Source organism: Streptomyces sp. NPDC058231 (genome assembly GCF_042882275.1).
In the GTDB taxonomy this organism is placed as follows: Bacteria; Actinomycetota; Actinomycetes; order Streptomycetales; family Streptomycetaceae; genus Streptomyces.
In genome coordinates this window covers 1-26,633 of the sequence record NZ_JBHVWN010000092.1, presented here as the reverse complement: position 1 = coordinate 26,633, position 26,633 = coordinate 1, and the positions used below count along the sequence as shown (strand labels likewise).

The window sequence follows — 26,633 nt, the reverse complement described above, 5'->3', positions numbered from 1 at the left end:
TCCGCATGCTCATCCGACGCTCGACGAGCCGCTATCGCTGGGATGGCCGCCCCACCACCCGACGCCTCAAGTGATCCATTTGCCGGTCGGTCTTACTCGCTTCGCCCGCAGCACGTAGCGCGTCGCCTGGCGCGGCCAGCCGGAGCGAAGACAGAGGCAGGCCCGCCTTTGACGCGCATGGCACCGGCACGCTCTCCAAGTCTGGTGACCGGCTACGGGGAGTCGTGCATGGTCGGTCATCTGCGTGCATGCGGGCTCAGGCCGTTGAGGGACAATAGGTGCTGAACCATGCTGGACCGTGGCGAATGAGTCGGAAATGGCCTCGTTCACTTCTTGCGACAGCGTTTGTTGACGACTTCTGACGTCGTCGTCCGGCCAAGGACTCGGCGGATCGTCATGAGTTTTGAAGGCACCTGCTGATGCATCCGAGTCGTGTCGGCGGATCGCAACAGGGCTGCCACAAGCTTCCAAGATCGCTTGACCTTGCCCCAAAGGGAAGGGCGACAGTGTCTCCATAGATCACATGAGCGGGCGGTGCGCGCTCGTCAGGTGGCAGGACGAGGAGGGGGAGTTCGAGTGACAGCGACCTGCGTCATCTTCGATATCGGTGGCGTGCTGGAGATCACGCCGGAAACAGGATCGGTGCAACGGTGGGAAGAGCGGTTGGAGCTGCCGCTGGGCACCGTGAATGAGCGGATGCGCGATGTGTGGAGAGCTGGGAGCGTCGGGAGCATCAGCGAGCGAGAGGTGCACGAGCAATTGGCCGCCCGCTTGGGTCTCGATGCGCCCCAGGTGGGGGCCTTCATGGCTGATCTCTGGGCGGAATACCTGGGGACGCCGAACGAGGAACTCATCGACTATGCGCGAGAACTGCGGGGAAGCTGCAGGCTGGGCATCCTGAGCAACAGCTTCGTCGGTGCCCGGGAGCGAGAAACCTCGCTGTACCACTTCGACGAACTGGTGGAGCAGATCATCTACTCACACGAGATCGGTATCGAAAAGCCTGACCTGCGCGCCTTCGGAGCGGCTTGCGACAGCTTGGACGTGCGGCCAGGGAGCTGTCTCTTCATCGACGATGTCGCAGTCAACGTTGAGGCTGCCCGGGCGGCTGGCATGCAGGCGCATCTGTTCGAGGACAACACCCAGACGATCACACGCATCGCAGCTCATCTGGACGCCGGGCCCCGCGTTCCAGGGCGTGTCCCGCTCGGATGATGCTGGCCTGGCCGACATTCAGCGGTAGCCGGCCAGGCGTTGAAGCAGTTGGTCAGCCTGCCTCTACGTGTTCTGCCCGGGCTCGAGTGCTGGCGAGCCGGTAGGAGTCAGTGCCGGTCTCGATGATTGTGCCGTTGAAGGTGAGACGGTCAACGATTGCCGCGCAAAGGCGAGGGTCGGTGAAGGTCTTTGTCCAGCCATCTGGGGCTGGCACATGTTCCTTCTTGAGGATCTCTGCTGCCACCGGCCCGTATCCATCTTCTGCGGTCCTCGTTGGTCTTCACGGTGGCGCTCAGATTTTCCAGGTGCTGCCTTGATCGGTCAGGTGCGAGGAAGGTGTGCCGGTGACATCCCAGTTGCGGGTGATCGAGGGCGGTGCCGTCCTTCTGGAGTCAGTGACCGCTGATCCGTGGGAGTTCCAGGCCGAATGCGTCGAGGCGTTCGTCGCCTCGTGGCGGGCCCGCGGGTTCAGCCCGGTGACGGTCGAGAACGACATTGGTCTGCTGGAGCGAACGCTCACTGCGCTGGGCCGGCCCGCGTGGGATGTCACCCCAGAGGACATCGACCGCGTCGTCGGCGACCTGGCCCTCGCCGGACGGGCGGCCTCGACCCGGCGCGAGTATGTGCAGATCTTCAAGGGCTTCCACCGGTTCCTGCAGGTCCGCAAGGCCGCTGATATTGAAGCGGGGTTCGGTGTCCGTCTGGTCTGCCCGGTGGACGAGTTCAACGCTTCGCGGCATGTCGGAGACGATTTCCCGGCTCAGCTGCCGCCACCGACGCCGGAACGTGTGGCGGAGTTCTTCGACTTCCTCAAGTCCCGGATCGCCACCGCTCGTAAGTACGGGCCTGCGGCCCGGGACTATGCGATGTTCCGGACCCTCTATCACGCCGGCCTGCGCTCGGAAGAGGCATCCCTGCTGGACCGTCCCGACGTCCACTTCTCGCGGGGACCGTTCGGAAAACTCCACGTGCGATTCGGCAAAGGCGCCCGCACCTCCGGCCCCAGGCCGCGGTGGGTGCCCATGCTGGACGGCCTCGACCTCGTCCTGCACTGGTTCCTCGACGACGTCCGCGGCAAGTTCCCCGACTCACCCGTTTTGTTCGCGGACGAGTCCGGCGGCAGCCTGCACCGCGGGACGATCCGCAACCGCCTGCGCTATCTGATGGAACTCGAAGGACGCCCGACCACCGACCGGTTCAGCCCGCATGCCCTGCGGCGGGCCTGCGCGACCCACAACTACGAACGCGGTGTGGACCTCGTGGCGATCCAGCAACTCCTCGGTCACTGGACAGTCAGCTCAACCATGAGATACGTCCGGCCGTCCGCGACGTTCATCGAGGACGCCTATCGCCGCGCGGTGACCACCACGCTGGGCGAACTCACCGCCGAGGAGGGCAACCCCGCATGAAGATCCGATGGCGCTTGCGAATGGCCGCCGCCCAGCGTGAGGTCTGGACCGGCACCCAGCTGCAGCGGCTTCTGGCCGAACGCGCCGGCCTGCAGATGTCCTCCGCCTCGGTGTCCGCGCTGTTCACCAAGGAACCCTCACAGGTGAAGATGTCCACCTTGATCGCGTTGTGCACCGCGCTGGAATGCACTCCCAACGACCTGTTCGAGGTCGACGCCACCCCCGTCGAGCGTCCTGCCGCCCCACCCCGGCCAGTCGCTGACCTGCCCCGAGCGGCCTCCGCCCGTGGCCGTTCGATGCCGCCGCTCTGACCCGGGCGACATCGTGGGCATGAAACAGAGCGACTGCATCGGCTGCGGAGCCCCGGTCGGCTTCATCGACCGCCAATACTGCTGCCGCTGCATGGCCCGGCAGAAAGAGACCGCGGCCAGGGCCGCTTGCCCCCGCTGCGGCCAGCAGCGCGTCCTCCAGGAGGACACCGGCCGGTGCATCACCTGCTCACGCGTGTGCACCACCTGCGGTCACCCGGTGAGAAACAAGACATCAACGTTGTGCCGGGACTGCTCACGCATGACGGAACGCGACGCCGCCAAGGCGCCCTGTCCTCGTTGCGATCGGCCCGGCTATCTGCGCGAAGACACCGGCTGGTGCGGGCATTGCTCGCGTCCTCGCCAGACAAAACAGCCGCCCCAGACCTGCCGCGAATGCGGCCGGGTGCGGCGCCATGCCGGGCTGGGGCTGTGCTCAGCCCGCTGGCAGCGTCACCCCGACCGGCCCTTCGTCCGGGTCGAGAGCCTGATCGCCGAACTCGGACAACCTCCGCACTGGCTGCGGGACTTCACCGCCGATCTCGCCGCCAAGTACTGCGTCAGTCGCGCCTGCACGATGATCACCGCCCTGGGGCGACTCCTCCTGGATGACCAGCCGAACCACCCGCAGGTTCTGCTTGAACGCTCTCGTCGTTCCGGACGCTCGATGGGCTCCCTCGCCCGCGCGCTGGAGACCTTCTTCACCGATCACGGCGTGGCCATGGCCACGGATCAGGCCGAGCGGCTCGCGGCCGGCCGCCGACAGCGTCGTATCGAAGCCGTCCCCGAGAACCTGCGGCCATCGGTGGAGGCGTTCGCAGACTTCATGATGCACTCGCGTGAGAGGGCCCGCCGGGCCGGAACACGACCTCGCAGCGATGCGACCGTCGAGGCGGCCCTGGCCATCGTGCGTGACCTCGCCCGCTTCCTCGCCAGCGGACGCGGCAAGCAGGACTGGGTGCTGACCGACGTCCACGATGTCGAAGCCTTCCTCGCCGGCTCGCCCAAGGCGCGCAAGCGTCGGCTGGTCGTGCTCGGGCAGTTCTTCCGATTCGCGCGTTCTCGGAAGATCGTGCTCGTCGATCCCTCTCACGGTCTGACCGCCCGAGGTCCCAGCAGCTTCACCGTAGCGACGCTGACACTGGATCAGCAGCGCGTGTTGTTCCGCCGCTGGACCACCGGTCCGGCCGTCCACCCGCACGAGGCCCTGCTGGGCATGCTCGCGCTGTTGCACGGCGCCTCAAGTCGCGAGGTCAAGATGCTGCAGACCGCTGACCTTGACCCTCATGCCCGGACCACCCGGCTCGGCGACCGCCCGTATCCGGTCCCCCTGGACCCAGCGTCCTGGGCAGTGCTGGAACGCTGTCTGGCTCACCGCGAAGCCCAGCGGACCGACAATCCCCACGTGATGGTCACCCGTCAGACGAAGTCCGGCCGGGGACCGGCGTCCACCGCCTATGTCAGCCACGTCCTCGACGCCTGCGGCTTCCCGCCCCGCATGATCCGCTGCACTCGACTGCTCGACCTGGTCAACACCATGGATCCCAAACTCGTCGCCGCCGCCTTCGGCATGGACCCCGAAGCCACCATGATCTATCTCGCCGACCACGTCGATGCGGGCCGTTTGCCGGAGCGGTGCAGACCGGGCATTGATGGTTACTGAAGGCGCAGGACGCCAGGGGCCCGATCCTCGAAGATCGTGATCAGCCAGTCGAAGACGGTCGGTCCGTGCTCTGTACGCGCCGCAGCCAGCTCCGCGCTGACAGCAGGACGGTTCGTGGGATGGCACCGTGAGAGGCGAATCTCCAGCTGGCGAGCCGTCTCCGGATAGCTCAGATACTCGCGAGACGCCTGGTGGTCACGCCATTCAACAACGTAGTCATCGTCGTCGGGCTGCCCGAAGCCACCGCTGAGGCAGTCAGCGAAGGCGTCGAGGTTCTTGCCGAAGTAGCCTCCAGGACCGTTGACCGCCTCGCCGATGAGTCGCCAGAAGTCTTCCAGCGTCCTCACCTGGGTGCCGTCCAGCACGTATATCGCCGTCACAGCACGCAGGATACGTCCAGCTCGATGGCCCACCTCTCCAATTTGAACCCGTGCTGTTCAGCCGCTGCCTGACACAGGTTCGCCGGAACATGTGCGCTTTGCCGAAGGATTCGTTCGAGGCGATGGCGACACTGTTCTTCTCCTCGCGTTCGGTCAGCACCTGGAAGAGAAGTTCGGCGCCGCGGCGATCCAGTTCCATGTAGCCGAGTTCATCGATGCAGAGGAGGTCGACGCGGCCGTAGCGGGCGATGGTCTTATTGAGCTGCTTTTCGTCGGCGGCCTCGACCAGCTCGTTCACCAGCTTCGTGGCGAGCGTGTAGCGCACCCGGTAGCCCTTCATGGCCGCTTCGGTGCCCAGGGCAATAAGCATATGGGACTTGCCGGTGCCGGAGTCTCCGATCAGGCAGAGTGGCTGGCTCTTCTTGATCCATTCGCAGCTGGCGAGGGTATGGATGGTCGTGGCGTCGATGTTGTGGTTCGCGTCGAAGTCGAACGCCCGCAACGACTTCTCCCGCGGGAAGCCAGCTGCCTTGATCCGCCTCTCCGAACGTCGACGGGACCGGTCGTCGCACTCGGTCATCAGCAGTTCGGCGAGGAAGCCGCGGTAGGTCATCTGGTCCTTCATCGCCCGGTCGGCGATGTCGGAGAACTCGTTGCGGATCGAGGGCAGGCGCAGAAGCCGACAGGCGCTGTCGATGGCGGCGTCGGCGGCCTGCTCGGTCAAGCCTCGCTGGCGGGGCAGGGTCACTGTGCTTCTCCCTCACGGCGGTGTTCCTCACCGCTGGTGCGGCGTCGTCGGAGCAGTTGGTCGTAGGGGGCCACCGAGGGCAGCGGCCTGGTGTCCGCAGGAAGGTGCGCGAGCCGCCACTCATGCAGGGACGTCACCGTCGCCGACAGCTCGCCGGGAACCAGCCGGTCCGCTGCGGGGGCGGGCTCGGTCTCCGCCTGGGCGGCCTTGCGGGCTTCTAGAGCAACCGCGTCCGCGGTCATCGCCCCGGCCCGCAGGGCCGCAGCCAGGCCAGCGACGACATGCTCATGGGGCAAGTGACGCCCGAGCAGGAGGACCTCGATCAGGGCCCGGGTGCCGTCTCGCTCGCCATGCATCTTGCGGGCCTGGTCCCACCAGGCGTCGTGGACCGGGGTGAACCTGCCTGCCGAGCGGGCCTGTTCGAGTGCTGTGGAGCCAGGGAAGGCGCCAGGCTTGCGGACCAGGACTTCCAGGTAGTGGTCCAGGTCCAGGCGGACGGCGCCTTTCGCGATCAGCTGTTCGTGCCGGGCGACTTCCACGTTCTGGTCGTAGACCACTAGGTGAGAGGCGTGCAGCATGACACGCACGCGTTTGCCGATCAGCCGGATCGGGACCGAGTAGCGGTTGGTGCGGACCGGGATCTGGCCGTAGCGGTCGACCCGTGGGGTGAACAGCCGGCCCGTCTCGAACGGTTCCTCGGGCAGCGGCATCAGCAGAGGTTGTTCGAGTGCGAAGTACTCCGCGACCGTCTTGGGCCTTGAGCCGATGCGGCGGGCGTCGTCCTGCCGGTCCCACTGCTCGACCATCTCGTTCAGCTCGGCGAGCGAGGAGACCTCGGGGACATTCTCTGAACTTGCGCGAGGGGGGCAAAGGGCTCATGTCGCCTGCCCGCAGGGCCGGTTGACCCATGATCAACATCGTTTATCGGTTGATAAAAAGCATCGAAGGGTCCTAGAGTCATCTCATCGACCGAACAACATGGTCGAACAACTCAACAGTTGGGGGTTCGATGCTGGCAGTGGACGTGCGGCAGTCCTTGAAGGACGGCGACACCGTCGAGGTTGGCGCATCGCGCTGGTGGAAGTTCTCGGCGGACACCATCAAGCAGCACGGCGATTACCTGTTGGCCTTCGTCGACGGCCAAGTGTGCGTTGGCGCCTTCGAGATCGTTGGATCGGAACCCGATGAGGCCGAAGGCGGGAAGTACGTCTTCGATCTTCGCCCGGCATCGCGGTTCCAGTGGGCGCTGGGGAAGAAGCTTCCGCTGCCGCCCGGCCGGAACCCGGTGCGCATCCTGAGCGGCCAGGCCCTGCGCGAGTTCCTGGACTCCGATCCGCGGTAAGCGATCAGGGGGCGGCTGCCGAAGGTAGCCGCCCCCTTCGCTGCTCAACCTTCCTGCTCGGAGTTCACCGTGCGCATGACGATGTGCCCGAAGCTCGGCATGCCGAGCTGGACAGCGGTCGCGCGTCGGGCGATGTGGTTGTCGAGCTGGGCAAGTTTGGTGTTCGCCGCAGACAAACTGACCTTGAGCCCCTCGGCCTCGCCGCGCCAGCCTTCGCGCTCGGCCTCGGCGATGCGGGCGAGTAGGTTGTCGCGGATGTCGATGAGGCGGGGCCTTTGGGCTGGATCAGTCCGTAGGAGTGGGCAGCGGATGCAGCTGTGCTCATGAATGCAACTGGTGCCGTAGGCTCGGCCGCAGTCGCCGAGAGCGACTTTGCGGTGTTCGAAGTGGCCGAGGAACTCCTCCCACTCCTCCTCGGTGGGGCTGCGGTACTCCTCGCTGGGCCGCAGGTCCCGGCGGCGGGCGATGAACGCCCGGTGTCCGTTGATGACTTCCTCGGGATAGACCGCCTTGTATCCCATGGTCGTGTTGATGTCGCGATGTCCGAGGATCAGCTGGGCAATGTGGGGCGGCATGCCGTTCATGACGGCATCGGTCGTGAAGATCCTCCGGAAGTCGTGCGGAGCGAAGTGCAGCGGCTCGCCGGTCGCGTCGGTGAATCCGGTGGCGGCGAGGGCATCCTGGAGGAGGGTGCGGATGCCGTCGATGGGGATCGGTCGGTCCTCGAGTCCGATCTTGCGCTGGAACAGCAGCGGCATGGGCGGGTTCCAGACCTTCTCGTGGTGGTCGTAGGCGATCACGAGCGGGACGCCGCCATCGTCGGCGCGGACGCGGCAGATGATCGCCGAGAGCACGTCGGCGAGTTCCGGGGAGACGACCAGGAGCCGTTCTTCGTCGGTCTTGGACGGCGCGATCTGCAGCAGCGGGACCAGCTCGCCCGTGCTCGGCAGCCGATATTGGATCAGGCTGTGGTGCGAGATCTCGCTCAGTTCCTCGATCCGGATGCCGGTCATCCGCAGGACCTCGACCGCGGCCCAGCCCCAGAAGGAATTGGTAGTCGACCAGCAGCTCGCGGACGGGGCGGCAGGCCAGGTCGTAGCGGTCGACGAGTTGCTCGGTGGTGAGCTGGCCGGGGAAGCGCGTGCTGAACATGCGGACCGAGGGCGGTGCGTCAGCGGGGAAGGTGCCGAGAGAGTGCAGCAGCTGATAGCAGAACGGGCTGTGCCGAGCGGACTTGCCCGGTCCTGGGAAGACCTCCTTACTGGTCTTGAACAGTTCCAGGCAGTCGCCGGGAGTGAGGTCGGCAACCATGCCGCCCTTCGACGCCATGATGAGCGCGATCTTCTCGATCGCGGGCAGCACCGTGGAGTCGCCGACCGTGCTCGCGGTCCGCAGGGCCCGGAGCTTGGTGATGGCCTCGCCGTCGCGGACGCGCTCCATCTCGTTCGCGATCCGCAGGGGCGAGTTGGTGGCGATCAACCAGCCCAGATCCGGCCGCAGGACATCGCCACCGATCAGCTGGACCAGGCCCATGCCGAGGATTTTGAAGATCCGGTCTCCGCGCGGGCCAAGGTTGTCGACGCTCCTCAGGTCGTCGATGAGGCGGGTCCGCCAGTCCACGCGCCCGTCGACACCGACGCCGCTGGCATCCCACCGCTCCTGCCACGTGCTGCCGGGCTGCATCTCCAGCCAGTCGAGCACCTTGAGCAGGGTCAACTTCCGGTTGCAGCGTGTCTTGGAGTCGTGCCCCAGGAATGGCGGCGTGAGCATGCGGGTCACCACGGCGGCTCGAGAGGCTCGGGTCGCGGGCCAGCTCTTTGGGTTGGCGCGGGGCGGGAACTTCTTCCAGAGGGCCTCGGCCTCCGCGCTGAGCTGCCAGGGCCGAGTGGCCACTGCTTCGGTGATGGCGCTGGTGGTCACGGCCGCCCCCGGCCGAACAGCACGTCCAGACTCTCCGGGCGGTAGTGCAGCGACGGCGCAGCTGGCTCCGCTTGCCTCTCCGCCTGACGTCGGTGATGGGCCAGGACCCCTTCGATGACGTCCTCGGCAGTGGGCGTGACATACCGTTGAGTCGTGGACAAACGGGCATGACCGAGGACCCATTGGACGTCCGTGATCGGCATGAGCGGATCGCGGGCCAGCCGGTAGGCCGCGGTGTGCCGCAGGTCGTGCAGCGACCAGTTCGACCGGAGTGTGGTGTTCGCGCGGACGAACATCGCCCGCGCGGCATGGTAGTTGAGTGCGCGAAACGGCCGTCGCAACGTCCACCACAGCGGGAAATCCGGGCCTGCGGGCACCAGCCCGTGCATCTGCTGCTGGTAGAGCCGCAGCCAGACGAACGCGTCCGGCGAAGCCGGCAGCTGCTGCATCGCGCGCGACCCTTTGCGTACCACCGTGACGAGCTGCCGCCCCGGTTCCGTGCCCGAGGACACAACGCCGAGCAGTTCCGAGGCTCGGGCCCCGGTCGAGATCCAGAAAGCGACCAGGGCTCGGTCCCGATCCGAGGACAGTCTCGAAAACAACTCGTTGAAGACCTCATCGGGGATCTGCCGGGGGATCCGCTGGGGCTGCCGCGGCCGGAACAGCCCCGATCGCTGCGGGCGCCACGGCTCCATCGGGTTGTGGTGCGAGTTCACCCGCGGAGCCCTGGCCAGCGGAAACGGGTTCACCGGCCGGCCGGTCCCGGCGTCCAAATGGTGGGCGTAGAAGCTGCGGAGCACCGTCTCACTGTGCGCGACAGTCGAGGAGGCGTAGGTCGTCCCGATCGGCCGCTTCCCGGTGATCGGATTCACGGTCCGGTCTGTACGCGGTTGTGCACGTTGGTCTGTACGTCGGCGTCGGGGAGGCTTGGCGGTGATCTGGATCCACCGAGAGAAGTCGCGGGCCTCGATCCTGGTCGCCTCGTTCCAGGGCAGCTCGATCGCCCACAAGAAGCGGAACCACCGCAGCAGATCCATGCCGTAGGAGCGTTGCGTCGTCGCGGGCCGCCCCGCCGCCTGCAACTCGTGCAGATATGCGGTCACCGCACCCACCGGGAGCCCCGCGGGACCAACCAGCCGATACGGCTCCCACAGATCGCCGGCCTCCACGAGCGAGCCCACCCGGGGAACCACCAGCGAGCCCAAGTCCCTTGGAACATCTACACCTTCAGCCATGGCAGGGGACGGTAGCCACCCCGCCTCTCGCCTGTCCGAAGAACAAGGAGACAAGGTTCGGTAGTTCAGTCAACACGCCGGGACGAAGTGGTTGCGGCGGAAGTAGCCGATCATCCCTTCGACTCCGCCCTTCTCGTGGGCGCCTTCGATGCCGGGGCGGCAGTAGAAGCTTTCGATGCCGAAGTGCGAGCGGAAGGCGATCCACCGGTCGGCCTCGACTCTTCCCCGGCTCTGCCCCAACACCCTGGCGACGGCGGCCTTCAGGTTGTCGTAGCGGACCTTGGTCCGCGGAACTCCGCCCAGAGCCCGCAGTGCGTGGACGTGTCCTTCGAAGAACGCTTCCTGGCCGCAGGAGGCGAAGACGCGGTGGACGGCCCTGCCCGAATACGACAGCCGAAAGGAGAACAGATAGCAGGTGACCAGCTCACCGCCCAGGCGCACGGTCACATCACCGAAGTCGACCTCCGCCTCGTGGCCGGGCAGGTGAGTCTGCGGGACGAATGCTTCCAGCGGCGCTTTGCCGGACTCGACCAGGATCTCGGGCTTCCGGCTGGCGATGTAGTAGCGCACCACCCCGTAGGAGACGTCCGCCCCGTGCTCCTCGACCAGCCGGTGAAAGATCCGGGTGACCGTGTGCCGCTGCTTGCGCGGCGCGTCCAGATCCGCCCGCAGGATCTCGTCGATCACCGGCTTGTACGGGTCCAGCGTGGTGGCTCGGGGAGGCAGCTTCTTACGAGGCTCCGGCCAGGACGAGTCCAACGCCTTCCGTACCGTTCGCCAGGTCACGCCGTGCTTGCGCTCAAGCTCCCGCATCGACATGCCACCGCGATGGTCACGTCGGATCGCCGCGTACAGCTCGACCTTCGACATTTACGGCATGACCAGGACCTTTCACCAGGAGCATCCCGATGCTGCCCTGGCAAGAACCCCAGTGCCTCCCGAACTCATCAACATCACCCGACCGTGGTTCTGGGCGCCTCCCAAACCCGTCGACAAGTGACGTCGCTACTGCTCGATAAAGCCACAGAAACCGTGACGGACCGTCAGAACTGACGTCGCCATCAGACGGCATCCGGTGAGTCTGCGCGCACTGATGGCGACGGCCGAGGCGTTCGAGCTGCACGAGTCGGCGGCGACGACAGTGCCTCGCCGGGTCGTCGGCCAGCGCCTTGCGTTGCTCCGCCCGCGGCAGCAGATCTTCGGCGAGGAACTCCACGGACGGGTACCGTGCGCCGAGTTCACGCTCACAGAGACGGTGGCGCGGCTCCAGAACAACAGCAGCCGGCGGCAACTGCAGGCGTGTGGCCCGTCACTGCCGGCGGCACACATCGGATCGACGGGGGCAAGATGCCCCGCTGCGTCCTATCGCGCACTCACTCGCGAGTCCTGTTGTCGCCTCGGCCCCTGCACCTTCGTCGAGGACGCCGCCGCGCGCCGACGCTGACGCAGGAGACGCATCATCACCGCGCACACCACGACCGGCACGGTCACGAGCACGGTCCACCACGGGATGTCGAGCCACATCGACGCGACCCCCACGCTCACGCCGACGCAGATGTCGGTGAAGGCCAGCCACCTGCCGAACGGCTCCCAGACGAAGGGACCGTAGGCGGTCGGCCTGGCCAGGCGGACCACGCCGAACACGAGCGACTCGGCCGCGAGGAGCGCGACGAGGACGCCCAGGGCGGCGTTCCCCTGCTGCTCGTCGCGGGGTACATCGGAGGTGTTCTGGCGGACGCCGTCCTTGCTGAGGACGACGATGTCGCGGCGCCAGCCGGTCGCGGTGACCTCGTCGCCCCGATGCAGCTTGTCGAAGAGCGGCCCGGAGTCGCTGAACCGCACGACTCTCTGCCAGGAGTCGTCGCCCTTGCCCCTGAGGGTCGCCTCGTAGACCCTGACCTTTCCTGTGAACGTGGACTCAGCCCTCGTGACGGTGAAGTGCCACATGGTGAGGCAGTCCTTCGCAGCCACCTCCTGCGGGGTCGCCTGCTCGGAGCATGGCTCGGCTGCCCGGTAGTGCTCGTAGCGCTCCTGTTGGCCTGGCATCCACACCGTGAACGCCAGGTAGCTCAGCACCACCCAGATCAGAGACAGCACGATCAGCGCCACACCCGTGAGCCGCGCCCGGCCCGGCGACTTCCGGTCGGCACTGTCCTTCTTGCCCGCCGTGGCCCACGCCCGCTCTGCCATCGCTGACCCCCTTCACCGATTCGTCATGAACTGAAGCGGGTATACCACTGGGCCGGAGGGCCGTCGGTGCGAGGGTACGCGTTTTACCTGGTGACGAGTCACAGCACCGCGTCGAGGACGGCCAGGCCGCCCACCTCGCGATTACCGCTGACCGTCATGTCGTCCTGCGGGACGTGAACTCGGCCGGTGCGATTTTCAGCCGGTATCGCCGCAGCACCCCAGGTCCGCACGACTGCGAACCGATGCCCTGCTGGGCTGCTGGGTGTGGTCGAGGTGGATCCACACGGTTTCGCCTGCGTCAGAGCCGCGCAGGCGCAGCGGTTCGGGCTGGGTCACGCGGCATGGCCCCGCTTCTGCCGCTGAAGCTCGGCATGGGCCTGCTGCTCTGCGGCTCGCTGCTTTGGGGAGGGGTCGGTGCCGCTGGGTTCGGCGGCGAACGCGGCGCCGCTGCGGGCCATCGCCTCCTTGAAGCCACTGGTTTCACCTTTGGCCCAGAGTAATGGCTCCGCCGGGGTGAGGTGGCAGGTGAGGGCAGGTCTGACGTCGGCGGAAGCCACCCGCCAGGCTCGACGGCGCGGAGGAATAGGCGGTGTCATCGCCGTGAGGATCACCCGCGCAGCTCGGGCGGCTCAAGCTCAGGCGCTGCCGCGGTGCTCAGGAGTGAGGAGATAGGCGATCGCCATCTCGCTGAGCTCCTCCGCGTACCGGCGCCTGGCCGCTTCGCCGGTGGCAGGGTCGGGTCGTACGGAGTTGTGGAAGCAGGCACCCAGGACGGCGCGGGCCGCGGTGTCCAGCGCCGCCGCCGGGTTGGAGCGCCGGATCTGGTCGACGTAGGGGGTTGCTGCTTCGAGCAGGAGGCGGTGGATTTCGGTGATGGTACGGGCCCCGCGGTCCAGGGACTTGCTCCCGCGTGTGCGCAGCAGCTCGGGGGTTCGACCGTGACCGACAACCAGACTTCTCTGCCCGTGACCGTGACGCTCGAGTCAGGGCCTACTGGCTCCGGGAGCATCGATGACTTCGAGCTGTTCTACGCCCGCCGCGCCCTGGACCGCTTCAGGACACGGCTGGGACGCCAGGGTCTGCTCGACCTCATGGCGGCGGACATCGAGGAAGGCAACGCCTTCCTGCGAGGCAGTGCCCTCGCCTCCGACGGCAGCTTTACGGCGGGCACGACGGTGCTCGCGACACGTGGCCTCACCTCGGACGCGTTCCTGGCCTGGATGGAGAAAGCCTTCGCAGGCGACGAGAACGCACTCCTCGCCGCGCACCCCGAGCACTACGTAATGGCCCCCGGGGCCGACGGAGCATTCAACGTGGTGGAGAACATCGGCCCCCACGTCTGCTCCTTCTACATGGGCGGCTGGGGAACGGACGCGATGGCCTGGGCCGCGGACGCGGACGAACTCCTCCCGGAGTCCGAGTTTCCGCACAAGATGTCCTCGAACCTCTTCCTGGCCGACAGCACCGTCGTAGGGCGGGCGCTGACCCAGTTCGGCGACACCGCCGACGGCTTCACCGCAAGCTTGACGGTCTACGTGCCCACCACATGCCCCAAGGACGTTCTGGAGCACCACCTCCGCCACTACGCCGTCGAGTTCAGGAACTGGATCACCGCCGCAGCGGCAGCCCGGGGCTGAGGTCTTCGACCGGACGTAGGGCGGCTCCGGCCCGGTGGGCTGTGCGGCCCGACGTCCGGTCGGCGCTCGCGCGGCTGCCGACCGCATCAGGGTGACACGGACCCTGCTGCCTCAGCGGCCCCGTCCGTCTTCGACCCGGAGACCGGTCATGTGTGGGTCGTGAGCGAGAAGTGCCGTACGTGCATCGGTCGCCGCGGAAACCCGATGGGGCTCAGCGCTGAGCGGCGCCGGGACCTTCTGGGCCGGCGCCCCGGCGGCTTCTACGGCGAGGGGTGGACCATCTGACACGCCACCCTGGCCGACATCCCCGACGGCCTGCCGCCCTCGGTGTGTGCCTGGGCCGCCCGAGCGGCCGCCCGCTCGTTGGCCATGCGCATCGGCGCGTCCCAGGGCGTCGGCGACAGCGACCTGCAGCCCAGAACGGCCCCGGTGCCCAGTGAGTGCTAAAGTCAAAGTTACAACTTCTGATCTAGCAGTAACCGTGGGTCGTGTTGCCTCTCTGTGGGCGCACCCGAGGTGAGCGCCTGATAAAGGCCTTCATCTCACGCCCTCGGTTTCCGCCCCCACGCACTCACTTGGACGCGCCATGAACGACAACCAGCCCCAGGTCTACGTACTGCCGGACGTCGTCACCGAGTATCTGACGGCCCACCGCGAGCGAGACGCCGCCACCGCGATCACGGCGTTCACCCACGACGCCACCGTGACCGACGACGGCAAGACCTACGCCGGTGCCGCGGCTATCGAGTCCTGGCTGAACCGCTCCGCCAGCGAATACACGTACACGACCGCACTCACCGGCGCGGATGGCATCGATGCGTCGCACTGCACGGCCACGCATCGGCTCGAGGGCGACTTCCCCGGCGGCGTCGTCGACCTCCACTACCGGTTCACGCTGCGCGACGGTCGCATCCAACGCCTCGTCATCGAGCCCTGACCGCGACTGCGCCACGGCAGCCACCTCTCCCTTTCCCTCCTCTGCTCACGGAAAGACATCGATGAAGACCTGGTTCATCACCGGAGGCACCCCTGGTGGGTTCGGCATTGCTTACGCGGAGCCGCGCTGGATAGTGGCGACCGTGTCGTGCTGACCGCCCGCAGACCTGAGGAACTGCATGCCTGGGCCGCTCCCTACGGTGAACGGGTCCTCGTTCTGCAGTTGGACGTCACTGATGCCGAACAGATCAGGTCGGCCGTCTCGACCGCACAAGCCCGCTTCGATGCGATCGACGCTGCGCGCGGAGGTGGCGCCGCTGGGCATCAACGTGATGGCCGTGGAGCCGGGAGCGTTCCGCACCCGTGCCTACGCCGGGTTCGCTGATGAACCGGTGCAGGAGGCCATTGAGGACTACCGGCCGATGCTCCAGTCCGTCCACGCAGCCATGGTCGAGCAGGACGGGAAACAGCCCGGCGACACCGCACGGGCCGTTGTCGCCGCAATGAACCAGGACGATCCGCCGCGTCAACTCGTGCTCGGCGGTGCCGGTTTCGAGCGGGCCGTCGGTCATATCGAAACCGCGCTCGCCGGCATCCGCGCACACGAGACTCTTTCACGGGGCGCTGACTACGCGCCCGGTCGGTAACGTCCTCCCGCACCGAAACCGGCCGGTGCTGATCCTGATGAGGCGGGGCCCGGGAGGACGTCCTGGCGGCCCAGCCGGGGTGACTTGACTACTGCATCGGCTTTTGCGGAGGTCCCGCGCATGTTCGTCGTCCGCGGCACGCCCACGCCGGCCGCAACCGGCACGACCTGTCCGCCCTGCCCGGTCACTGGCCAGCCGCATCCGATCCACTTTTTGACTGACCTGTGGTCACGACAGTGGGGCATGGGAAGGAGGCGCTCACCCCCAGCGGCGCGGCACGGCGCGCCAAGGCATGTTCATCCCGATGGAAGCCGGCGCGCGAAAGCCCACATCACATAGCTGCTAAAATAGAAGTAGTAAATTTCGCTCTAGGGCGTGTTTCGAAAGTAGCGCCGTCCGCCCGGAGGGCGGGCTCGGCGGCGTCTGGTGCGTGCGATCGCAAGGCGGAGGGTCGCCCCGATACTGGATGTATCGGGGGGATCCCGACAACGCGGCGAGCGTGCGTGCGAGACGTCGCCGAGCAGGCGGGACTTTCGAAACACGCCCTAGCGCCTATGTGTGTGAGGTGGTCAACGTGGCGGGCCGAATCAGACTGGAGGACAGAGAGTGTCCGCTGTCGACGACCGTGGGGCACGTCGGTGAGTGGTGGACGCTGCTGATCCTGCACGACGCGTTCGACGGCTACACCCGCTTCGACCAGTTCCAGGAAAACCTCGGTATCTCCTCGAGCATGCTCACCACCCGCCTCAAGTCCCTGGTTGCCGACGGACTACTTGAGCGCTGCCCCTACCAGGACAATCCGACCCGATACGAGTATGTCCTCACCGAGCTCGGCCGCTCGATCCGCCCGGTCATCGTCGCCCTCGCCGCCTGGGGCAACTCACGGTTGGCGCCGGAGGAACGCAGCATGATCCTGGTTGACGCCAAGACCGGAGAGGAGGTCGACCCGGTCGTCGTCGACGCCGTCACGGGTCGCAGACTGGACGACAGCGAAGCCTTCGTCTACACCGCAGGACCCGCCGCCAGCGACGCCATGCGCGCCCGCTACGTGGAAGCTGGCCCCACGTAACCGAATGCACAGGCCCGCTTCCCCGCTCGGCGCACGTCCGCTGCAACCCGCGCGACGGCGTACACCACCTGCAACACTTGTCTGCCCGCCGTCCGGCACCGGCATCCGGCAGTTGCCATCGCCACTGCGGTCAGGGGGCGGTGGACCACGTCACGGGGTGCCTGGCGGCTCCGCCCTCGTTCGGCTCCGGCTACTCATCGATTGCGGCTTACTCGATCCACTCGATCTCCCAACAGGACGACTCTACGAAGGATTCGAGTTCCGCCACGGTTCCACCCAGTAGCCACATCCGGCCGTCGGAGCTTCCAGATCATTGCAAGAAGGAAGCCCGGATCATCCTGCTCCCCGCGCCCGCGGGGATGGTCCCACGTGCTGGAAACGGTGGGATCGTTCTGCCCGGTCATGGTGCCCGATTCCGACGGCCCGCCTGCTGGGGCCCCGTACCGGTGTCGGAGGACTCTGACATCATGCGGCGGTGATCACTGCGGACGACGACCTGCTGACCGGCCTGGACGAAGTGGACTGGGCGAACCTGAACCACGCCTACGGGACGGCCGTCGATGTGCCCGGCCAACTGCGCGCCCTGTGCGGCGATGACGAGCAGGCACGACAGCAGGCCGTCAGCAGCCTGTTCGATCATCTCGCGCACCAGGGAACCCGCTGTCAGGCATCCCCGTACGCAGTGCCGTTCCTTGCCCGCATCGCTCTCGCCGGCCCGGAGCCGGCGCGTGAGCACGCGTTGGAGCTCCTGACCGGCCTCGCGGTCAACTGGGATGAGGAGCGCGAGATCATCGACGGGGCCGACATCGCCGCTTGGCGCGCGGAAGCCGCCGCGAACTCGTCCGACAAGCTCCTCCCGCTGTACGAGGAGGAACTGGCCGCCGAGCAGGACGAGCAGCGACGCCGGAACCTGCAAAACATCCGGGACTGGGTGGCGGCCGGCAATCCGGTCGATGCCCGTGACACTTCGATGCGTTCGTACAACGCCGTACTTGTCGAACTTCCGTCCCTGGTCGGTCTCTTGCACGATGAGAATCCCCGAGTCCGGTCCAGAACCGCCTACTTGCTCACCTGGTTTCCCGAACTGGCGGTCACCTCCGTGCCCCTCCTGCTCGGCCTTGCTGCGCACGAGGAGGATGCCGTAGCGAAGGCCACCTCGCTGGTAGCTGTCGGCATCCTCGGAACAACGGCTCTCCCGGGGCCCCTCACTGCCAGTCTGGACGCCGAGGACGGCCTCGTACGCTGGGCTGCCGCCATTGCCATCGCCCAGACCGCCCGAAGCGCCGCCGCGGAGCTCGACGGTTCGTTCCTCGACCGAGCCGTTGCTGAACTCGCTGCCGCAGCCGCGGCCCCTGCGCCTGTACCCGCGACCGACTTCAGCCTGGGCGATTTCCACGGGCACACCGCTCACGTTCTGCTCGCTCTGCCACCTTCCCCCATCTCACGCGCCGCAGTCGCCGCCTGCCTGCCGTTCGTCAGCACGTCGCAAAGGGCATCCAAGGCGAAGGCGGTTCTGCCGGACCTGTTCTCTGGCCCACTACCCGACCCCTGCCCCCCGTACGCGGACCTCCGCCGCCCTCAGCAGCAGCTTTTGCATGCCCTCGCCGATCTCTTCGAAGGGTGGTGGAACACGGACGAGAACCTGGGCGAGAGCCTCGCCACTTACGGGCTTCCGGCCACTCACGCAGGCCTGCGCGCGTACGTCGGGCTTCCCGCGGTCGACCACGGGTGCTGGCCGCCGAGAATCTGATCGCGCGGACGGCGCACACCTGGGAACTGCCCTGTCGCACACGCGACTGTTCGATGCCCGAGTCGTTGACGTGGATATGGGCCGGGATGGGTGTGGCGTCATTCCCACAGGAGGGTGAGTTCCGGTTCGGTGGATTCCTGCACTTCCACGGGCATCGTTCGTCTGCCGGTCTGGGTGGCAGTTGCGGATCTTGAGGCGCGTGATTGTCACGAGAAATCACAGTCGGCCCGGGTGCGGGAGTGATTCACGCCTGATGCAGCAAAAACTCCGCTCCGGACCGGCGAGTACCTCTGGCGCCGCTTGCTACCGCAGTTAGGCTCGGCGACGTCAAGCGTGGATCACGATCAGGCTGGTGCAGTTGAGCATGGCCGACATTCTCGACACGTCCGCAGAAGACCTGTCTCAATCGCGTCGACGGCATCTGGTCCCTGCCGCGGCGCGCCTCTCCAACGTCGCCTTCACCACGCCGGAATACCTCATGCAACGAATCCGAGGCGGCCTGCGGCACATCCAGTACCGAAGCCCGTCATGGACGGCCGCCTCACCGGCCTTGTTCCTGTCCAGAACGCCTACCGAGTTCGTCGGGCGCTGAGAGACGAGGTCACTCATGCCACGATCCATGCGCGCGCTCGTAGCCGGAAAGGTCGGCGAGCCGGCCGATGTCCTGCGGCTGGAATCCCGTCCTGTTCCCACGCCAGGGGCCGGTCAGGCGTTGATCCGCGTGAAGGCGACCCCGATTCACGCCAGTGATCTTCATGTGGTGCGTGGCCGCTACGGTTTCTCCCCCAAGTTTCCCACGGTCGGGGGCCACATGGAATGCGTGGGCCGCATTGAGGCCTTGGGCCCCAAGACCGAGGGACTGAACATCGGCGAGCGCGTGGTGGCCGTTGCTGTCCCGGCGGTACCCGGGCCGCCCGCGGCCGGGACCTGGCAGGAGTACCTCGCCGCCGATACACGAAGGCTCCTGCAGGTCCCCGATCATCTGAGCGACTCCAGTGCCTGTCAGCTCGCCGTCAACCCGTTGACTGCGCTGCTGCTGGTGACTCGCGAGCTCGACGTACAGCCGGGTGAATGGCTGTTGCAGACGGCCGCGGGCTCCACCGTCGGCCGGCTCGTCATCCAGCTGGCCAGGCATCTGGGTATTCGCACGATCAATGTCGTGCGGCGGCGCGATGCCGTCGAGGAGATCAAAGCCCTTGGTGGTGACGAGGTCATTTGCACCGAGGACGAGGACCTGGTGCAGCGTGTGTCCGAGATTGCAGGATCGGCCGGCGTGCGCAAGGCCGTCGACTGCGTCGCGGGCCACGTGGGCGCCCAGGTGTCCCAGGCATTGGCTCCGGGAGGAGAGGTCGTGGTCTACGGCGCGCTCTCCACCCATCGACAGACCGACCCGGCAGCGCTGACGATCCCGCTGCTGGCACGCTCGGTCATCTATGAGACCAAAGCAGTCCGTGGCTTCTGGCTGAACCGCTGGTTCGGCACTACCTCACCTGCGGATGCGCTGCGCGCGCTGTCCGAGGTTCGCAGTCTCGTCGCTGATGAAGTGCTGAGCATCCCCCAAGGCGAGCCGTTCCCGCTCGAACGCTTCACTGAAGCCGTCTCGTTCGCCGAAGCACCCGCACATGGCGCAAAACCGCTCTTCGTCTTCGAGGATGGCCGGGACGAGGACGACGGGGCGCGGCCCGGCCAATGCCGGCGGGTGCCGCTGCGGCAAGGCAAGGTCGCCGACGCCGGCACTGGCCTCCGCCCCAGCTCAGGGCGGACTGCTGGGGTGCTGGGCTCTACACCGGGTGGGGCGAGAACGCTCCGTCGGGACGTCGTCCTTGGCTGACGGCCTGGGAACATGCGTCGCCTTGGGCGAGGGGCACAATGAGGTGTATGGGTGTCCGGCGCGCTTCGGTGGACCGCCTCCTTGAGCAGCCGTCGGGCCGCGGATTGGTGGTGATCCCGCTCGCGTTGATCGTAGTGATCACTGTGGTGGACATCCACTCTCCGGTCGATGTCCATCTGGGGCCGTTGCTGGTCATCGCGCCCGCGCTCACCGCCTCCTTCGCCGGCCCATGGCTGACTGCGGCGGTCGGTGTTCTGGCTGTGGCCGCTCAGGCTTTCATCGCTGTTCTCCACGGCGGACTCGGCACGACCAACCACATCGCGCAGATCACCGCCCTGACCGTGCTCTCCGCTCTGGTGGTTTTCGTCTGCTACGTGCGGGAGCGGCGTGGTCGTCAGCTGAGCCGGGCGCGATCGGTGGCCGAGACGGCACAGCGTGTTCTGTTGCGGCCTCCGCCCCGCCGGATCGGGCCGTTGCGCGTGGCCTGGCTGTATCTGGCCGCCGAGGACGAGACCCAGATCGGTGGCGACCTGTTTGCGATCGCCCGCTCGGCCAATTCCGGCACGCGGGTGATCATCGGTGACGTCCGGGGCAAGGGCATGGCCGCCATCGGCGAAGCATCGGTGGTGCTGGGCGCGTTCCGTGAGGGTGCTCACCGGTGTGCCACGTTGCCGGAGCTCACAGCGGCACTCGAGGAGAGCTTCTGTCTGAACGTGGAGGATGTGGCCGATACCCAGTACGACCTGGGGGAACACTTCATCACCGCCCTCGTACTTGACATTCCCGATCACGGCTCACACGCCCAGATGATCAGCTGTGGCCATCCCCCGCCTCTACTGGTGCATGATCACCAGGTCACGGTCCTGCACTCACGCCGCCCCGCACCCCCGCTGGGCATGTGCGCATTGCCCACCTCAAGCCACCGCGCCGACCTGTTCCCCTTCGAAGCCGGAGACATTCTCCTGCTTTACACGGACGGCGTCATCGAAGCCCGCTCACCGACCGGAGCCTTCTACCCGCTCGCCGAGCGGGCCGCCTCCTTCCCCACCACCAGCCCCGATGCCCTGCTGCGTCATATCCACGATGACCTGCTCGCCCACGTCGGCGAGGTACCCACCGACGACGCCGCTCTCCTGGCGATCGAACGCACCGCATCCCACCAGTTCCACGGGCCGCACTTGGAGTAAGAAGACCTCTCCTTCGGCGCGGGCCAGACGCTTGTCACGGGCTCTGCGCCGACCCACGGCGACGTCGGGGGAGTGGACCAGGGGCCGGGGCACCCGATGCAGTGGATCACGCATGTGGGGCCTGGCCGGGATGTGAACGTCCTGCGGTACCCCGTAGGCCTCCCGCTCACCGGCAGGCTTGCCCACGTCCCGCGCGGGCAGCTTGCAGCCCTGCCTCGCCATCCGTGCCTGCCGCGGGCCACTGGGGTGACCCAGGGCGACAACGGCAGCCCTGAGCGGCGCGGTTCCGGGGTACCGACCTCGGATACGCGTTTGATCGGGCTGGAGAACCGAAAGGCCGGGCGCGGAGAGCGCTGACGGGCGGGGATCTCTGAGCCATGCCCCCCAGTGCTTGAGGGAGTTTGTCATGAGCGGCTTTTCGGCCTTGCCGACACCATGCGGTCCTTACCTGGACAGAGGGCTGCTGCCCGCCGATTTCTACGCTTTTGAGGAACTGCTGTCGGACGGGGAGCGGGAGAAGGTCGATTCCGTCCGCGAGTTCCTCCGTATGCAGGTCGCCCCGATCGTCGACGACTACTGGGCCCGGGCCGAGTTCCCCTTCCAGTTGGTCGAGGGCTTCGGCGGGCTCGGTCTTCTGGATTGGGCCGACCCGGACTCCCCGGAATCCAAGCCGAGCAACCTCTTCGCGGGCTTCCTCGCGATGGAGCTCGGGCACGCCGACGCATCGATGGCGACGTTCTTCGGTGTGCACTCGGGTCTGGCCATGGGCACCATCCTCAGCTGCGGATCCGAGGAGCAGAAGCGACGGTGGCTGCCGGCGATGAGCCGCCTCGAGAAGATCGGAGCCTTCGCGTTGACCGAGCCGCACGGCGGCTCCGACGTGGCCGGGGGCCTGCAGACGACCGCGCGTCGCGACGGCGACGCGTGGATCCTCGACGGAGCGAAGCGGTGGATCGGGAACGCGACGTTCGCCGACCTCGTCGTCGTCTGGGCCCGCGATGTCGAGACGCACCACGTACTGGGCTTCGTCGTGGAGAAGGACACTCCCGGGTTCACAGCGACGAAGATCGAGAACAAGATGGCGCTGCGGATCGTGCAGAACGCCGACATCGTGCTCGACGGCTGCCGCGTGCCGGAGGCCAACCGGCTGCAGAACGCGAACTCGTTCAAGGACACCGCCGAGATCCTGCGCCGGACGCGCAGCGGGGTGGCGTGGCAGGCGGTGGGAGTGATGTTCGGCGCCTACGAGATCGCCCTGCAGTACGCGAAGGAGCGTGAGCAGTTCGGGCGCCCGATCGGGGGCTTCCAGCTCGTACAGGACCTGCTGGTGAAGATGGTCGGCAACGCCACGGCCTCCTGCGGGATGGTGACGCGTCTGGCCCAGTTGCAGGACACCGGGGTATACCGGGACGAGCAGTCCGCCCTGGCGAAGGCCTACTGCACCGTGCGGATGCGCGAGACCGTGGGATGGGCGCGGGAACTGCTGGCAGGCAACGGCATCGTCCTCGACTACAAGGTCGGGCGCTTCGTCGCCGACGCGGAGGCCCTGTACTCGTACGAGGGCACGCGGGAGATCCAGACCCTCATCGTCGGACGTGCCGTGACCGGCGGCCTGAGTGCCTTCGTGAGGTGACAAAGATGACCACCGAATCCGTATTCACCGGCCTGAAGGTCCTCGACGCATCGACCTTCATCGCCGGACCGGCCGCGGCCACCGTGCTCTCCGACTTCGGAGCGGACGTCATCAAGATCGAGCCGCCGGGGACGGGTGATCCTCAGCGGCGGCTGGGCTCCATGCCGCCCAGTCCCCGGGCGCAAGCCAACTACAGCTGGCACCTCACCAACCGCAACAAGCGCGGCATGGTGATCGACCTGAAGTCACCGGCGGCCACCAAGGTCCTCAAGCGCCTCGTCGAGTGGGCCGACGTGGTGATCACCAACTTCCCGCACGGCACGCGCGAAAAGCTGCACCTCGGCTACGAAGAGGTCGCGGGCTGGAACCCGCGGGTCGTCTACGCCGACATCACCGGTTTCGGGGACACCGGCCCCGACGCCGGGCAGCCGGGCTTCGACCTGACCGCCGCCTGGTCGCGCAGCGGGCTGCTGGCCTCCACCCGGGACGCGGGAGCCCCACCCACGGTGCCGGTCTGGGGCAGCGGCGACTACATGTCGGCGATCGCGATCTACGCGGCGATCGTGACCGCCCTGTACCGCCGTGAGCGCACCGGACAAGGTGGCAGTGTCGGGACGTCGCTGCTCGCCTCGGGCGTCTGGGCCACGGGAACTCTCGTGGCCGGCGCGCTCGCCGGCGGCACGCGGTTCGAGCTGCACGACCGGAAGGCGCCGGCGAATCCCCTGATCAACCCCTACCGGACCGAGGACGACAAGTGGTTCATGCTGGTCGCCTCACCCCCGCACTGGCCAGGACTGACGCGGGCCATCGCGCATCCCGAGCTACTCGAGGATCCCCGATTCGCGGACGTCGAGGGCTTCGTCAAGAACTCCGCCGCGCTGACCGAACTGCTCGACGCCGAGTTCCGCACGCAGCCCTTCGCCCACTGGCAGGACGCCCTGGGCCGGGAACGCGTCACCTACAGCCTCATCCAGACACCGGAGCAGGCCGCGCAGGACCCGCAGTTGCGCGCCAACGACATCGTGGTGCCGCTGGAAGGAGTCAGCGGGCTGGAGGAAACCATCAGCAGTCCGGTCAACCTGCGAGGCGTCAAGAAGGTCCCGGCGAAGCGGGCACCGGACCTGGGCGAGCACAACGACGAGATCCTCGCCGAGCTGGGATTCGGCCCCGCCGAGATCGCCGAGCTGAGCGCCCAGGGAGCGATCCCCGGCACGGCGGAAGCCGAGGGGTCACGATGAGCACGGCGTCCGAAGCGTCCGACATGGTGCTCCACGAGCGCCGCGGCAGCGTGCTGACCATCACCATCAACCGCCCGGCGCAGAAGAACGCCGTGGACCATGAGGTCGCGGTACAGCTCGCGGCGACCTTGGACCTGCTCGACGCGGACCCGGAGCCGTCGGCCGGTGTACTCACGGGCGCGGGCAGGGTGTTCAGCGCGGGAAGCGTTCACCGAGAAACGGACCCCCGTGTGGCACAGCCGCTGATACCGGCCACGTCAACCACTTCCCTTCCCCGCAGCCCAGGTCCGACTCCCAGGAGCAATGACCAGTCATGAATGCGCGCAAACCCGTCCGCCACGTGGCCATCGTCGGTACCGGAACCATCGGTGCGAGCTGGGCGACGCACTATCTCGCCCAAGGCTTCGACGTGACCGCGACCGACCCCGCTCCGACTGCGGAGGAAGCCCTGCGGTCGTACGTGGAGACGGCATGGGACGCGGCGGCCTCGATCGGCCTCGCGCCCGAAGCGTCGCCCGATCGCCTCAGGTTCACGGCGGACCTGCGTCAGGCCGTCGCGGACGCCGATTTCGTGCAGGAGAACGCGCCGGAGCGCCCGGAGCTCAAGGTCCGGTTGTACGCCGACATCGACGATGCCACACCGCCGGAGACGATCATCGCGTCGAGTTCGTCGGGCATCACGATGAGCGTCATCCAGGCCGAATGCCGGCGCCCGGAGCGGACCGTCATCGGTCATCCCTTCAATCCCCCGCACATTGTCCCGCTGGTCGAGGTCGTCGGCGGAACAAAGACCGCCCCGCAGACGATCCGGGACGCCATGTCGTTCTACGCCACGATCGGCAAGAAGCCGATCCACCTCAAAAAGGAGCTCCCCGGGCACGTCGCCAACCGCATCCAGGCCGCGCTGTACCGCGAGGTCGTCCACCTGGTCCAGGAGGGGGTACTCGACGTGGCGGACTCCGACGACGCGGTGTCCTGGGGACCGGGGCTCAGGTGGGGCGTCATGGGCCCCCACATGCTGTGGCATCTCGGCGGAGGGGAGGGTGGCATCGAGCACTTCATGGACACCCTCATGCCTCGGATGGTGGCGTCCTGGCAGGAACTGGGCACGCCCGAGTTCACGCCCGAGCTCAAGGAGAAGATCGTGAGCGGCGTCCTGGAGGAGGCGGGTGGCCGCTCGGTCGATGAAATGGCTGCTCGGCGCGACGCGATGCTTTCGGCCCTGCTGGCCGTGCGCGCCCAGTACGACCCGTCCGGCGCGCCGAGCGCCGTAGCCGGTCACCCGGCGAAGGAGGGGCCATGACGGGCAGCCGGGAGAAACTGTTCGTGCTCGAGGCCAGCAGTGGCGGTCGCCTGTTCTCCGTGAACCCCGACGGTTCCGACAAGAAGGTCGTCGTCACCGGGTGCAGAATTCCCGACGGGGTCGCCGTCGATGTCGTGGCCGGGCACATCTACTGGACGAACATGGGCTTTCCGCCGGAGAACGACGGCTCGATCGAACGCGTGGACCTGGAAGGAGGCAACCGGACGACGATCGTCCCCCGCGGCGTCACGTACACGCCCAAGCAACTCCACTTGGAGGCCGCCGGCCGGAAGCTGTACTGGGGTGATCGTGAGGGCATGCGCGTGATGCGCTGCGACCTCGACGGCTCGAACGTCGAAACCCTCGTTCAGACGGGACAAGGCGAGGACGACCGTCGCGACGAGACCAGATGGTGCGTGGGAGTCGCCGTCGACCCTGTCGGCGGACACCTCTACTGGACACAGAAGGGCCCGAGTGACGCGGGGCTCGGGAGGATTCTACGGGCCGGAGTCGACCTGCCCACCGGGCAGAGTGCGGCCGAACGCGGCGACATCGAGGTGCTGTTCGAGGGACTGCCGGAGCCGATCGACCTGGAGCTCGACCTCGCGGAGCGCACGCTGTACTGGACTGATCGAGGGGACCCGCCGCGGGGTAACAGCGTGAACCGCTCGCCGATGGACCCGCCGGACGGGCGGCGGACGCCCGAGATCCTGTTGACCCACCTGATGGAAGGCATCGGCCTCGCCCTCGATCCGGACAACGGACGCATGTACGCGACCGACCTGGCCGGGAACGTCTACGCGGCCGATCGCGATGGATCGAACCGGAGGGAGATCCTTGCCCTGCAGGGCAACCTCACCGGCATCGCCCGTGCCGCGCTGCCGACCGGAACGAGGGTCTAGTGCCGGATCAGGCAACGTTTGCCCTGTTGTGATGTGACGCGCCGTCCGGGTGCTGTGGTGGACGGCGCGTGGGCGTCATTCTGTCCGGGT

General features: G+C 67.2%; 26 protein-coding genes and 2 pseudogenes. 19 read left to right on the top strand and 9 right to left on the bottom strand.

Going from position 1 to position 26,633, the window contains the following annotated elements:
• Positions 1 to 576: 576 nt before the first annotated feature.
• Complete coding sequence (locus ACFVXE_RS35340) at positions 577 to 1,215, top strand: HAD family hydrolase (RefSeq protein WP_389677457.1); 639 nt, start codon at positions 577 to 579, stop codon at positions 1,213 to 1,215.
• A gap of 52 nt (positions 1,216 to 1,267) precedes the next feature.
• Here the strand turns inward: ACFVXE_RS35340 and ACFVXE_RS35335 are convergent.
• Positions 1,268 to 1,414 (bottom strand): annotated as a pseudogene (locus tag ACFVXE_RS35335) (ATP-binding protein); the annotation flags it as partial.
• A gap of 145 nt (positions 1,415 to 1,559) precedes the next feature.
• Here ACFVXE_RS35335 and ACFVXE_RS35330 point away from each other — a divergent pair.
• From ACFVXE_RS35330 to ACFVXE_RS35320, 3 genes are all read left to right on the top strand, one after another.
• Positions 1,560 to 2,624 carry a tyrosine-type recombinase/integrase gene (locus ACFVXE_RS35330; protein ID WP_389677455.1) on the top strand — a complete coding sequence of 355 codons (1,065 nt, stop codon included), beginning with the start codon at positions 1,560 to 1,562 and terminating at the stop codon, positions 2,622 to 2,624.
• Positions 2,621 to 2,935 carry a helix-turn-helix domain-containing protein gene (locus tag ACFVXE_RS35325; RefSeq protein ID WP_389677453.1) on the top strand — a complete coding sequence of 105 codons (315 nt, stop codon included), beginning with the start codon at positions 2,621 to 2,623 and terminating at the stop codon, positions 2,933 to 2,935. The genes ACFVXE_RS35330 and ACFVXE_RS35325 overlap by 4 nt, the downstream gene beginning before the upstream one ends.
• A gap of 259 nt (positions 2,936 to 3,194) precedes the next feature.
• Positions 3,195 to 4,595: an integrase gene (locus tag ACFVXE_RS35320; protein WP_389677451.1), complete on the top strand. Its 1,401-nt coding sequence runs from the start codon at positions 3,195 to 3,197 to the stop codon at positions 4,593 to 4,595.
• On the opposite strand, the gene ACFVXE_RS35315 is transcribed toward ACFVXE_RS35320, so the two are convergent.
• From ACFVXE_RS35315 to ACFVXE_RS35305, 3 genes are read right to left on the bottom strand one after another with little or no spacing between them, the layout of a single operon-like run.
• Positions 4,589 to 4,960 carry a barstar family protein gene (locus tag ACFVXE_RS35315; protein WP_389677449.1) on the bottom strand — a complete coding sequence of 124 codons (372 nt, stop codon included), beginning with the start codon at positions 4,958 to 4,960 and terminating at the stop codon, positions 4,589 to 4,591. The genes ACFVXE_RS35320 and ACFVXE_RS35315 overlap by 7 nt on opposite strands.
• A complete protein-coding gene (gene istB, locus ACFVXE_RS35310) occupies positions 4,851 to 5,723 on the bottom strand; it encodes an IS21-like element helper ATPase IstB (protein ID WP_389677448.1) in 873 nt (290 codons plus the stop codon). Before istB ends, ACFVXE_RS35315 begins: the two co-directional genes overlap by 110 nt.
• Positions 5,720 to 6,529: a hypothetical protein gene (locus ACFVXE_RS35305; protein WP_389677447.1), complete on the bottom strand. Its 810-nt coding sequence runs from the start codon at positions 6,527 to 6,529 to the stop codon at positions 5,720 to 5,722. The genes istB and ACFVXE_RS35305 overlap by 4 nt, the downstream gene beginning before the upstream one ends.
• Positions 6,530 to 6,732: 203 nt before the next feature.
• On the opposite strand from ACFVXE_RS35305, the gene ACFVXE_RS35300 reads away from it, so the two are divergent.
• A complete protein-coding gene (locus ACFVXE_RS35300; protein WP_389677446.1) occupies positions 6,733 to 7,065 on the top strand; it encodes a hypothetical protein in 333 nt (110 codons plus the stop codon).
• Between the two features lie 44 nt (positions 7,066 to 7,109).
• Here ACFVXE_RS35300 and ACFVXE_RS35295 read toward each other — a convergent pair whose 3' ends face one another.
• The 5 genes from ACFVXE_RS35295 to ACFVXE_RS35275 all read right to left on the bottom strand — a co-directional run bounded on the left by ACFVXE_RS35295 (position 7,110) and on the right by ACFVXE_RS35275 (position 12,967).
• Positions 7,110 to 8,372, bottom strand: coding sequence for a tyrosine-type recombinase/integrase (locus ACFVXE_RS35295; protein WP_389677444.1), 1,263 nt, complete (start codon positions 8,370 to 8,372; stop codon positions 7,110 to 7,112).
• Between the two features lie 609 nt (positions 8,373 to 8,981).
• On the bottom strand, positions 8,982 to 9,758 hold the full coding sequence (locus ACFVXE_RS35290; protein WP_389677442.1) for a tyrosine-type recombinase/integrase: 777 nt from the start codon (positions 9,756 to 9,758) through the stop codon (positions 8,982 to 8,984).
• A gap of 531 nt (positions 9,759 to 10,289) precedes the next feature.
• Complete coding sequence (gene istA, locus ACFVXE_RS35285; RefSeq protein WP_389677440.1) at positions 10,290 to 11,090, bottom strand: IS21 family transposase; 801 nt, start codon at positions 11,088 to 11,090, stop codon at positions 10,290 to 10,292.
• Positions 11,091 to 11,582: 492 nt separating this feature from the next.
• The gene (locus tag ACFVXE_RS35280) at positions 11,583 to 12,410 is read right to left on the bottom strand and encodes a hypothetical protein (protein WP_389677439.1); all 828 of its coding nucleotides are present in this window, start codon (positions 12,408 to 12,410) and stop codon (positions 11,583 to 11,585) included.
• 332 nt (positions 12,411 to 12,742) lie between these two features.
• Positions 12,743 to 12,967 carry a hypothetical protein gene (locus ACFVXE_RS35275; protein WP_389677437.1) on the bottom strand — a complete coding sequence of 75 codons (225 nt, stop codon included), beginning with the start codon at positions 12,965 to 12,967 and terminating at the stop codon, positions 12,743 to 12,745.
• A gap of 381 nt (positions 12,968 to 13,348) precedes the next feature.
• Here ACFVXE_RS35275 and ACFVXE_RS35270 point away from each other — a divergent pair, with 381 nt between their 5' ends.
• The 14 genes and pseudogenes from ACFVXE_RS35270 (at position 13,349) to ACFVXE_RS35205 (ending at position 26,543) form a co-directional block, all read left to right on the top strand.
• Positions 13,349 to 14,047, top strand: a complete 699-nt coding sequence (locus tag ACFVXE_RS35270; protein ID WP_389677435.1) for a hypothetical protein — start codon at positions 13,349 to 13,351, stop codon at positions 14,045 to 14,047.
• Between the two features lie 586 nt (positions 14,048 to 14,633).
• The gene (locus ACFVXE_RS35265; protein ID WP_389677434.1) at positions 14,634 to 14,984 is read left to right on the top strand and encodes a nuclear transport factor 2 family protein; all 351 of its coding nucleotides are present in this window, start codon (positions 14,634 to 14,636) and stop codon (positions 14,982 to 14,984) included.
• A 147-nt stretch (positions 14,985 to 15,131) separates the two neighbouring features.
• Positions 15,132 to 15,368, top strand: a complete 237-nt coding sequence (locus ACFVXE_RS35260; RefSeq protein WP_389677432.1) for a hypothetical protein — start codon at positions 15,132 to 15,134, stop codon at positions 15,366 to 15,368.
• Positions 15,268 to 15,630 (top strand): hypothetical protein, encoded by a 363-nt coding sequence (locus ACFVXE_RS35255; RefSeq protein WP_389677431.1) that lies wholly within the window; start codon positions 15,268 to 15,270, stop codon positions 15,628 to 15,630. Before ACFVXE_RS35260 ends, ACFVXE_RS35255 begins: the two co-directional genes overlap by 101 nt.
• A gap of 574 nt (positions 15,631 to 16,204) precedes the next feature.
• Complete coding sequence (locus ACFVXE_RS35250) at positions 16,205 to 16,699, top strand: winged helix-turn-helix transcriptional regulator (RefSeq protein WP_389677430.1); 495 nt, start codon at positions 16,205 to 16,207, stop codon at positions 16,697 to 16,699.
• A 475-nt stretch (positions 16,700 to 17,174) separates the two neighbouring features.
• A complete protein-coding gene (locus ACFVXE_RS35245; protein WP_389677429.1) occupies positions 17,175 to 18,449 on the top strand; it encodes a hypothetical protein in 1,275 nt (424 codons plus the stop codon).
• Positions 18,450 to 18,850: 401 nt separating this feature from the next.
• Positions 18,851 to 19,041: pseudogene (locus ACFVXE_RS35240) on the top strand (hypothetical protein); the annotation flags it as partial.
• Positions 19,042 to 19,068: 27 nt separating this feature from the next.
• Positions 19,069 to 20,280: a zinc-dependent alcohol dehydrogenase family protein gene (locus tag ACFVXE_RS35235; protein WP_389677427.1), complete on the top strand. Its 1,212-nt coding sequence runs from the start codon at positions 19,069 to 19,071 to the stop codon at positions 20,278 to 20,280.
• A 47-nt stretch (positions 20,281 to 20,327) separates the two neighbouring features.
• Entirely contained in the window at positions 20,328 to 21,467 is a 1,140-nt protein-coding gene (locus ACFVXE_RS35230) for a PP2C family protein-serine/threonine phosphatase (RefSeq protein ID WP_389677425.1), read from the top strand.
• 406 nt (positions 21,468 to 21,873) lie between these two features.
• The gene (locus tag ACFVXE_RS35225; RefSeq protein WP_389677423.1) at positions 21,874 to 23,100 is read left to right on the top strand and encodes an acyl-CoA dehydrogenase family protein; all 1,227 of its coding nucleotides are present in this window, start codon (positions 21,874 to 21,876) and stop codon (positions 23,098 to 23,100) included.
• 5 nt (positions 23,101 to 23,105) lie between these two features.
• Entirely contained in the window at positions 23,106 to 24,338 is a 1,233-nt protein-coding gene (locus tag ACFVXE_RS35220; RefSeq protein ID WP_389677421.1) for a CaiB/BaiF CoA transferase family protein, read from the top strand.
• A complete protein-coding gene (locus ACFVXE_RS35215; protein ID WP_389677419.1) occupies positions 24,335 to 24,655 on the top strand; it encodes an enoyl-CoA hydratase-related protein in 321 nt (106 codons plus the stop codon). The genes ACFVXE_RS35220 and ACFVXE_RS35215 overlap by 4 nt, the downstream gene beginning before the upstream one ends.
• Positions 24,652 to 25,641, top strand: coding sequence for a 3-hydroxyacyl-CoA dehydrogenase NAD-binding domain-containing protein (locus ACFVXE_RS35210; protein WP_389677418.1), 990 nt, complete (start codon positions 24,652 to 24,654; stop codon positions 25,639 to 25,641). Before ACFVXE_RS35215 ends, ACFVXE_RS35210 begins: the two co-directional genes overlap by 4 nt.
• Positions 25,638 to 26,543 carry a YncE family protein gene (locus ACFVXE_RS35205; protein WP_389677416.1) on the top strand — a complete coding sequence of 302 codons (906 nt, stop codon included), beginning with the start codon at positions 25,638 to 25,640 and terminating at the stop codon, positions 26,541 to 26,543. The genes ACFVXE_RS35210 and ACFVXE_RS35205 overlap by 4 nt, the downstream gene beginning before the upstream one ends.
• Positions 26,544 to 26,633 lie beyond the last annotated feature (90 nt).

Bases quoted from the DNA above. Each gene is read 5' to 3' on its own strand.
- ACFVXE_RS35325 (WP_389677453.1), top strand. From the start codon at position 2,621: ATGAAGATCCGATGGCGCTTGCGAATGGCCGCCGCCCAGCGTGAGGTC.
- ACFVXE_RS35320 (WP_389677451.1), top strand. From the start codon at position 3,195: ATGACGGAACGCGACGCCGCCAAGGCGCCCTGTCCTCGTTGCGATCGG.
- ACFVXE_RS35305 (WP_389677447.1), bottom strand. From the start codon at position 6,529: ATGGTCGAGCAGTGGGACCGGCAGGACGACGCCCGCCGCATCGGCTCA.
- ACFVXE_RS35300 (WP_389677446.1), top strand. From the start codon at position 6,733: ATGCTGGCAGTGGACGTGCGGCAGTCCTTGAAGGACGGCGACACCGTC.
- istA (WP_389677440.1), bottom strand. From the start codon at position 11,090: ATGTCGAAGGTCGAGCTGTACGCGGCGATCCGACGTGACCATCGCGGT.
- ACFVXE_RS35280 (WP_389677439.1), bottom strand. From the start codon at position 12,410: ATGGCAGAGCGGGCGTGGGCCACGGCGGGCAAGAAGGACAGTGCCGAC.
- ACFVXE_RS35265 (WP_389677434.1), top strand. From the start codon at position 14,634: ATGAACGACAACCAGCCCCAGGTCTACGTACTGCCGGACGTCGTCACC.
- ACFVXE_RS35255 (WP_389677431.1), top strand. From the start codon at position 15,268: ATGCGATCGACGCTGCGCGCGGAGGTGGCGCCGCTGGGCATCAACGTG.
- ACFVXE_RS35235 (WP_389677427.1), top strand. From the start codon at position 19,069: ATGCGCGCGCTCGTAGCCGGAAAGGTCGGCGAGCCGGCCGATGTCCTG.
- ACFVXE_RS35230 (WP_389677425.1), top strand. From the start codon at position 20,328: ATGGGTGTCCGGCGCGCTTCGGTGGACCGCCTCCTTGAGCAGCCGTCG.
- ACFVXE_RS35225 (WP_389677423.1), top strand. From the start codon at position 21,874: ATGAGCGGCTTTTCGGCCTTGCCGACACCATGCGGTCCTTACCTGGAC.
- ACFVXE_RS35220 (WP_389677421.1), top strand. From the start codon at position 23,106: ATGACCACCGAATCCGTATTCACCGGCCTGAAGGTCCTCGACGCATCG.
- ACFVXE_RS35215 (WP_389677419.1), top strand. From the start codon at position 24,335: ATGAGCACGGCGTCCGAAGCGTCCGACATGGTGCTCCACGAGCGCCGC.
- ACFVXE_RS35210 (WP_389677418.1), top strand. From the start codon at position 24,652: ATGAATGCGCGCAAACCCGTCCGCCACGTGGCCATCGTCGGTACCGGA.
- ACFVXE_RS35205 (WP_389677416.1), top strand. From the start codon at position 25,638: ATGACGGGCAGCCGGGAGAAACTGTTCGTGCTCGAGGCCAGCAGTGGC.